We start from the raw sequence: 7322 nt of genomic DNA, 5'->3' as shown, positions 1-7322 counted from the left end.
CAGGGGCGCTTGCCGTGGCTCTGGTGCCCAGAGTCAATGAGGAATACGAATGCAAAAACTTGACATGCCTTGGCAATACGGCAAAAAACGCGGTAGGTTTTTCTATAATTACCGCTTCTGTTTTTATTCCTTTGTTTTTTATTATGGGAGATGAGATTGGCATGTTTGTTTTTAATAATCAATTATCGGGGGCGTTTTTGGCGAAGGCCTCTGTGATTATAATCTCTTTGACCGTGGAACATATCACTTCTTCTATGATGAATTCTATGGGGTTGCAACTGCAGGCTTTTATCAATTATTATATCGGCGTAGCGTTGCTGTTCGTGTGTATTTGGTTTTTGACGCCTTTGGTCGGGATTGACGCTTTGATTATTGGGTTGGGCATATCTAACACTATAAGCGCGCTGTTGCACATCTATCAAATCAAAAAATTAACGTCAATGAAGCTGGATTTTTTGAAAACCTTGGCGCTTAATCTCGCCTTTATGATACCGTCTTGCGCTATAACTTTTTCTTTAAAGGCGCTTTTGGGTTTTGCGCCTATCTTAACGCGCTTGTTGGTTTGCGGCGCTGCCGCGGTAGGCTCTATTGTTTTTCTTAATATCTGTTTTAATCTTTTGGATTTTTCGGCGTTTTTTACTTTTAAAAGAAAAAACAAAAAGCGTTACGCTATAAAATCAAAACGGTTTAATTAGCGCAGCTGTTTTTAAAAAAAATAAAACGCCTCTTGATAGCGTCTTTTAGAAAAAGACTATTAAACAATAAAAAAAGCGGTTTATAAATTAAACCGCTTTTTATTTAACTTGCTTTTTTGATTTCCAATATAGGTTCGGTCTTGTTTAGTATTACATCTTCGGTTATAGTGACTTTTTTTATTCTGTCGTCGGAGGGCATTCTAAACATAATATCCAGCATGCAGCCTTCCAAAATAGACCTAAGTCCCCTAGCGCCCGTGTTTAAACTGATAGCTTTTCGGGCGATGGCTGTGATTGCCTCGGGCTTAAATTCAAGTTCCACGCCGTCAAGCGAGAATAGTTTTTTGTATTGCTTTATTAGCGCGTTTTTCGGCTCGGTCAAAATCCTGACTAAAGCGTTCTCGTCCAAAGCGTGCAAGGAAACCACTACGGGCACTCTGCCCACAAACTCCGGAATCATGCCAAACTTTATTAAATCTTGGGGCTGGGTATCCTTCAAGATCTCGGAAACTTGGACATCTTTGGGACTTAGCACATTGCCGGAAAATCCCAAGCTTGCTTGGGCGCTTCTTTTGTTGATAATCTTTTCAAGCCCCACAAAGGCCCCGCCCAAGATAAACAGTATATTGGTCGTGTCTATTTGCATGCATTCTTGATGGGGATGTTTGCGTCCGCCTTGGGGCGGCACATTGGCGATTGTGCCTTCTATAATCTTTAACAAAGCTTGCTGCACGCCTTCTCCGCTTACATCCCTAGTAATGCTTACATTTTCGGACTTTCTAGCAATCTTGTCAATTTCGTCTATATAGACAATTCCGCGCTCGGCTTTTTTGATGTCATAGTCGGCGTTTATTATTAGCTTTAGCAAGATATTTTCAACGTCTTCGCCCACATAGCCCGCTTCGGTCAATGTGGTGGCGTCGGCGACCGCGAAAGGAACATCCAAAATATTGGCTAATGTTTTGGCCAGCAAAGTCTTGCCGCAGCCCGTGGGACCTAAAAGCAAAATATTGCTCTTTTCAAGCTCTACAGAGTCCTTGGACTTGGAATTCAGCGAATTGGTAATGTTGTAGTTTATCCTTTTGTAATGATTATAAACCGCGACGGACAAGACTTTTTTGGCGTCTTCTTGTCCTATTACATAGTTGTCCAACTCTTCCTTGATTTGCTCGGGCTTGGGCAAATCCCTTATAATCGGCTGCGGCTTGCTGTCTTTTTTTATAATGTTAAGACATTCGTTTATGCAGCTTTCGCAAATAAACACTCCGCTGGGCCCTACGATCAGGCGGGAAACCTCGCCTTGATGCTTGCCGCAAAACGAACATCTAAAATCTTTTTCTATCAAAGTTAACTCCTTTTTACAAAGATTTTATCAATAAGTCCGTATTTTAACGCCTCTTCGGCTGACATGTAATAGTCCCTGTCAATATCTTTTTCTATTTTGGCGGGGGGCTGGCCTGTTATCTCGGACATGATTTTGATCATTCTTTGTTTGACTTTTAAAATATGTTCGGCATGAATGGCTATATCGCTGGCCTGTCCGCGCGTTCCGCCCAAAGGCTGATGGATCATAATCTCGCTGTTGGGCAAGGCGAACCTTTTGCCTTTGGCGCCCGCCGCCAGCAAAAACGCGCCCATGGAAGCGGCCATGCCTACGCAAATAGTGCTGACATCAGGCTTAATGTAATTCATAGTGTCAAAAATAGCCATGCCCGCCGATATGCTGCCGCCCGGGCTGTTGATATAAAGGCAAATATCTTTGTCAATATTTTTGCCTTCTAGGTAGATTAATTGCGCGATAACTAGATTGGCGGTTACGTCGTTAACCTCGCCGTTTAAAAAGACTATGCGGTCCTCTAAGAGTCGGGAATATATATCAAAAGATCTTTCGCCCCTTTCGGTCTGCTCAATGACCATGGGCACTAAATGGTTGTTTAAAATCTTGTCTTTATACATAATAAACTACCTCTTTTATTTTATAACTGATTTTGCTCATTTATTCTTAAAAACTTATTATTTGCAATGGTCGCATTCTTGCTTTTTTTGCTTGGGCTCCAATTCTATAAACTCGTTATTTTCTTTCAGGAACGATATGAGTTTTTTCATAGTTATATCGTTATATGAATAATTATATTGCTGTTGGGTCATGGTTTCCATATATTCGTCAACGCTCTTTTTGGCTTTTTCGGCGTGCTCGGCAAACTTGTCCTTTAGCTCTTCTTGGGTCGCGCCTAGATTTTCTTTTTTGATAATTTCTTCGATCGTCATGCGTATTTTAACGGTTTTTTGCGCCTCCGCCTTTTTACTTTCCCTGTATTGCGCTTCATCCCTATTGAGATATTTAAAATATTGTTCCAAAGTCAAGCCCTGATAAGATAACCTAAACTTCAAGTCATCTATCATGCGATCAAGCTCGTCGTTTACCAAGACCTCGGATATATCCACTTGCGTGGTTTCGGCGATTTTTTCAATTAGCTTGTTTTCTTTTTCTAGCTCGGCGGCTCTTTGGCGCGCTTTCAAAATTCTATCCCTTATGGACGCTTTATATTCGTCTAATGTTTCAAATTGGCTGGTGTCTTTAGCGAATTTGTCGTCGGCTTCGGGCAATTCTTTCACAAATATCTCATTGAGTTTGACTTCAAATACGGCGGGCTTGCCTTTTAGGTGCTCCGCGCCGTAGTCGTCGGGAAACTTGACGTTTATGTTCTTGGTTTCGCCAATCTTCATTCCGATAATTTGCTCTTCAAAGCCTTCTATAAATGTTTGGCTGCCTATTGCAAGCTCGTAATTTTGGGCCGTTCCGCCGTCAAATTTCACTCCGTCAATAGACCCCGAAAAATCAATAACCACAATGTCGCCGTCTTTGACTTCGCGGTCGGTAACGGGCACTTTTCTAGCCGCTTTTTCCCTTAGGTGATACAACTCATGGTCAACATCGTCGTCCGAGACGACCGCTTTTTCGGTTTCTATCTTAAGGCCCTTATATTGACCTAATTGGACGGGCGGCCTTACCAATACCGTGGCGGTTACTGTCATGCTGCCGTCTTCGTCCATATCGTCTATGCTGACATTGGGCCGGTTAATGGGCTCTATATCGCGTTCTTTTATTAAAATTTCGCTATATGACTTGGAAAAAACTTCGTTAAAAGATTCTTCAAAAAATAAGGACGGGCCGTAAGCGGCTTCCAAAGCCTTGCGAGGCGCTTTGCCCTTTCTAAAGCCAGGCAAACTGTATTTGTGCTTGTTTTTTTGATAAACTTGCTCAACAGCTTCCTCCCATTCTTGCTTGTCTATTTTTATTGATAACTTAACTTCCTTTTCGGACCTGTCCACTGTGTATTGCATCTAAAATTAATTCTCCTGTTTTTTGGTTTTTGATATTGTCAAGATATTATACCCAAACAGGTAATCTTTGTCAATTGCAACTGCGCCTTCCAAATGAACATTTGTCACACAAAAAAATAACAATTTGCTGTTAAAGATTTTGCGTTTTTGGTGTATTATTATATTAAATATTATTTTAAATTGTTTTGTTCTTTCGGGGTTTACATAATGCCTTTTGATTCCTTGACTTTGACAGCGGTCAAAAACGAACTGACTAAAATATTAATTGACGCGAGATTGGAAAAAATCTATATGCCCTCGTCCAATCTCCTACTTTTTAATTTTCATACGAAAACGGGCAAACAAAAGTTGCTTATCGCTTTGGATAATTACGCGCGAGTCCATTTGACCAGCCAAAATTTTGAGAACCCCCTTAACGCGCCCGCGTTTTGCATGCATCTTAGGAAATATCTCAACGGAGCGAGATTAAAGAGTATAATCCAACCGCCTTATGAGCGTATTTTGGAATTAAATTTTAGCGTTTTGAATGAGTTAAGGGATACCGTCAATTTCAAAGTCATAGCCGAGATTATGGGCAAATACAGCAATGTGATAGCGGTCAATGAAAAAGGCGTAATCACGGACTGCGTAAAGCATATATATCCCGACTTGAAGAGCGATAACCTCGCCCATAAGCGGATTTTGCTGCCCAATGTCGCATACGCCTATCCGCAAACGCCCGACAAAATCACAATTGACGACCGCGAGCAGTTCTTGGCCCGCCTTGACCAATTTGGCGGCGGAGCTTTGGATAATTACATTATGGGCTTTTTGAAAGGAATAGCGCCCTCTGTGGTCTATTGGCTGGTAAAAGATATTAATGTGTTTGATAATAAGCTCGACCAAAAATCCAAAGAAACGGTATATAACCGGTTTTTTGAATATTCCCAAAAAGTGAAAGACAACCAAATTTCGCCCGTGGTGACATATAAAGACGAAGGGCCTGACGATTATTACCTAATGCCTATGCATTTGGGACTAAAGACAAAATCTTTTGATAGCGTTAATAAGGCGATTGATTACTGCATGGGCTATAAAACCAGCGTAAGCGCCTTTAAGGTCAAGTATAACGAATTGTTTCAAACATTAAATAGCCTAAAATCCAAAGCCGAAAAAAAGCGTTTTGTCGCCGAGAGCAAATTAAGGGAATCCGCCAAGGCCGACCAATACAAGCTATACGGCGAATTGATTTTGAGCAATCTTCATAACATCAAAAATAAGACAGATAAGGTCCAGCTTTTTAATTACTATGATAACGCTTATGTAACAGTCCCTTTGGATATCCAGCTTAACGCGCAAGCCAACGCGCAAAAATACTTTAAAAAATATAACAAAGAAAAGAAAAGCGCCGAAATCGCGCGCATTCAGATTGACGAACAAAATGATTTTTGCGATTATTTGGAAACCGTTTTGGAAAGTTTAAGACAATGCCAAGATGTGAACGACTTAAAAGAAATAGAGCTTGAATTAAGGCAAAGTTATTTGATAAAAGACGCAGCCAAAAAACCTAAAGCTGTTTTGAGCAAATACAGGGAATATAATATAGACGGGTTTGCGGTAAGGGTTGGTAAAAACAACCTGCAAAACGACCGTCTTGTGCGCGAGTCCAAACCCGAGGATGTTTGGCTTCATACCAAAGACATCCACAGCTCGCATACGGTTATCGCAAGCGCCAAACAAGAAATTCCCGACAAGGTTTTGGTCTGCGCGGCTGAAATTACGGCTTATTACTCAAAAGCGCATATGTCGCAAAATGTTCCGGTGGATTATACCTTAATAAAATATGTAAAAAAACCGCCCAAATCGCCTTTGGGCAAAGTGACATACAGCCATCAAAAAACCTTGTTTGTAAACCCAAACAAGCATGAGGAATTCTTGATAAAATAATTAAATATTAGCCTTTTAAGATGTTATTTTATTAACCTATTTTTATTAATCAATATGTTTTAAAAAAACGATATTTATTTTAATTCGTTAATCACTTCTTCCGCTTTTTGGGCTAATTCTTGGGCCACTTTTTGGGCAAGTTCCTGATCAATGCATTCCACCATTATGCGTATCTTAGGCTCAGTGCCCGAGGCCCTTACAAGCAGCCTGCCCTTATGGGCTAAGTCTTGGCCTATACTTTTTATCTTAGATTGCAACGATTGGTCGTTTAGAACTTCGTATTTGCGCTCGGTCTTTATATTAATGTTTACTTGGGGAAAAGTTTCGTAATCCGCCAGCTCGCTTACCGATTTGCCCGTCTTTTTTAAGACATTGACAAGCTGCAGCGCCGCCAAAATACCGTCGCCCGTGGGGGCATAATTTTTCAAAATTATGTGGCCTGATTGCTCGCCGCCCAAAACGCATCCGAGTTTTTGCATCTGGCACGCTACAAAATGGTCGCCCACGTCCGCCCTTATGAGTTTTATGCCGATTTTTTGGAGCGCCAATTCCATGCCCATATTGGTATGGTGGGTTCCCACCACCATATCGCCGATTAACCTGTTGTTTTCGCGCAAATATCTTGCCAATATATAAATTATCAAATCGCCGTCAATAAGCTTGCCATCCGCGGTCGCGCCTATTACCCTATCGGCGTCGCCGTCAAACGCAAAACCTATATCGGCTTGATGCTTTATGGTTTTTTGGATTATAAACTCCTCGTGCAAAGAGCCGCAGCCGACATTGATGTCATGTCCTGAGCTGTTGCAATTATAAGAATAAACCTCGGCGCCCAAATCTTGGAATATTTTGGGGGCTAATTCAAAACTTGCGCCGTTGCTGCAATCCAAAATGACTTTTAACCCTTTAAAATCGGTTTCTACGGTTTCAAGCAAATATTTTATGTATTGGTCATGTGATTCCCTATCGTATCGTATGTTCCCAACATTCTGATGATAATTAAACTTGTTATTTTCAATGAGCTTTTCAATAAAATCTCTTTCTAGCTCGCCTAGTTTTTCGCCTAAATGGTCAAAAATTTTGATCCCGTTGTATTCGGGCGGGTTATGCGACGCGCTGATAACCACGCCAAAATCGGCTTTATACAAGGTAGTAATATAAGAAATCGCTGGCGTCGTCAATATCCCCAAATCTATGACATTGCCGCCGCCCGCCAATACGCCTGACATGACGGCGCATTTTAGCATATCTTTTGAAGCGCGGGTGTCCGTGCCTATTACTACCAAGGGGGCTTTTTTGAGCTTGGTCAAAGCGTTGCCCACTTTGGCCGATAGTTCTAAGGTCAAATCTTTGTTG

At 41.3% G+C, this 7322-nt stretch carries 6 protein-coding genes; 2 read left to right on the top strand and 4 right to left on the bottom strand.

Translation table 11 applies throughout. The annotated features are described in order from the left end of the window. Nucleotides 1-23 precede the first annotated feature (23 nt). A complete protein-coding gene (locus GX756_05340; GenBank protein NLC17287.1) occupies nt 24-695 on the top strand; it encodes a hypothetical protein in 672 nt (223 codons plus the stop codon). Between the two features lie 103 nt (nt 696-798). Here GX756_05340 and clpX read toward each other — a convergent pair whose 3' ends face one another. From clpX to GX756_05325, 3 genes are read right to left on the bottom strand one after another with little or no spacing between them, the layout of a single operon-like run. Further along, nucleotides 799-2040, bottom strand: coding sequence for an ATP-dependent Clp protease ATP-binding subunit ClpX (gene clpX / locus GX756_05335; GenBank protein NLC17286.1), 1242 nt, complete (start codon nt 2038-2040; stop codon nt 799-801). Between the two features lie 2 nt (nt 2041-2042). Continuing rightward, nucleotides 2043-2651: an ATP-dependent Clp endopeptidase proteolytic subunit ClpP gene (gene clpP / locus GX756_05330; protein NLC17285.1), complete on the bottom strand. Its 609-nt coding sequence runs from the start codon at nt 2649-2651 to the stop codon at nt 2043-2045. A 57-nt stretch (nt 2652-2708) separates the two neighbouring features. Continuing rightward, complete coding sequence (locus tag GX756_05325) at nt 2709-4040, bottom strand: trigger factor (protein ID NLC17284.1); 1332 nt, start codon at nt 4038-4040, stop codon at nt 2709-2711. Nucleotides 4041-4247: 207 nt separating this feature from the next. Here GX756_05325 and GX756_05320 point away from each other — a divergent pair, with 207 nt between their 5' ends. After that, nucleotides 4248-5966 (top strand): fibronectin/fibrinogen-binding protein, encoded by a 1719-nt coding sequence (locus tag GX756_05320; GenBank protein ID NLC17283.1) that lies wholly within the window; start codon nt 4248-4250, stop codon nt 5964-5966. A gap of 74 nt (nt 5967-6040) precedes the next feature. On the opposite strand, the gene glmM is transcribed toward GX756_05320, so the two are convergent. After that, nucleotides 6041-7322: phosphoglucosamine mutase (glmM, locus tag GX756_05315; GenBank protein ID NLC17282.1), on the bottom strand; the 1282-nt coding region annotated here is incomplete at its 5' end.

Source organism: Clostridiales bacterium, assembly GCA_012512255.1.
Classification (GTDB): Bacteria; Bacillota; Clostridia; order Christensenellales; family DUVY01; genus DUVY01.
The sequence above is the reverse complement of the archived record's forward strand: the minus strand, read 5'-3'. Positions and strand labels throughout refer to the sequence as shown.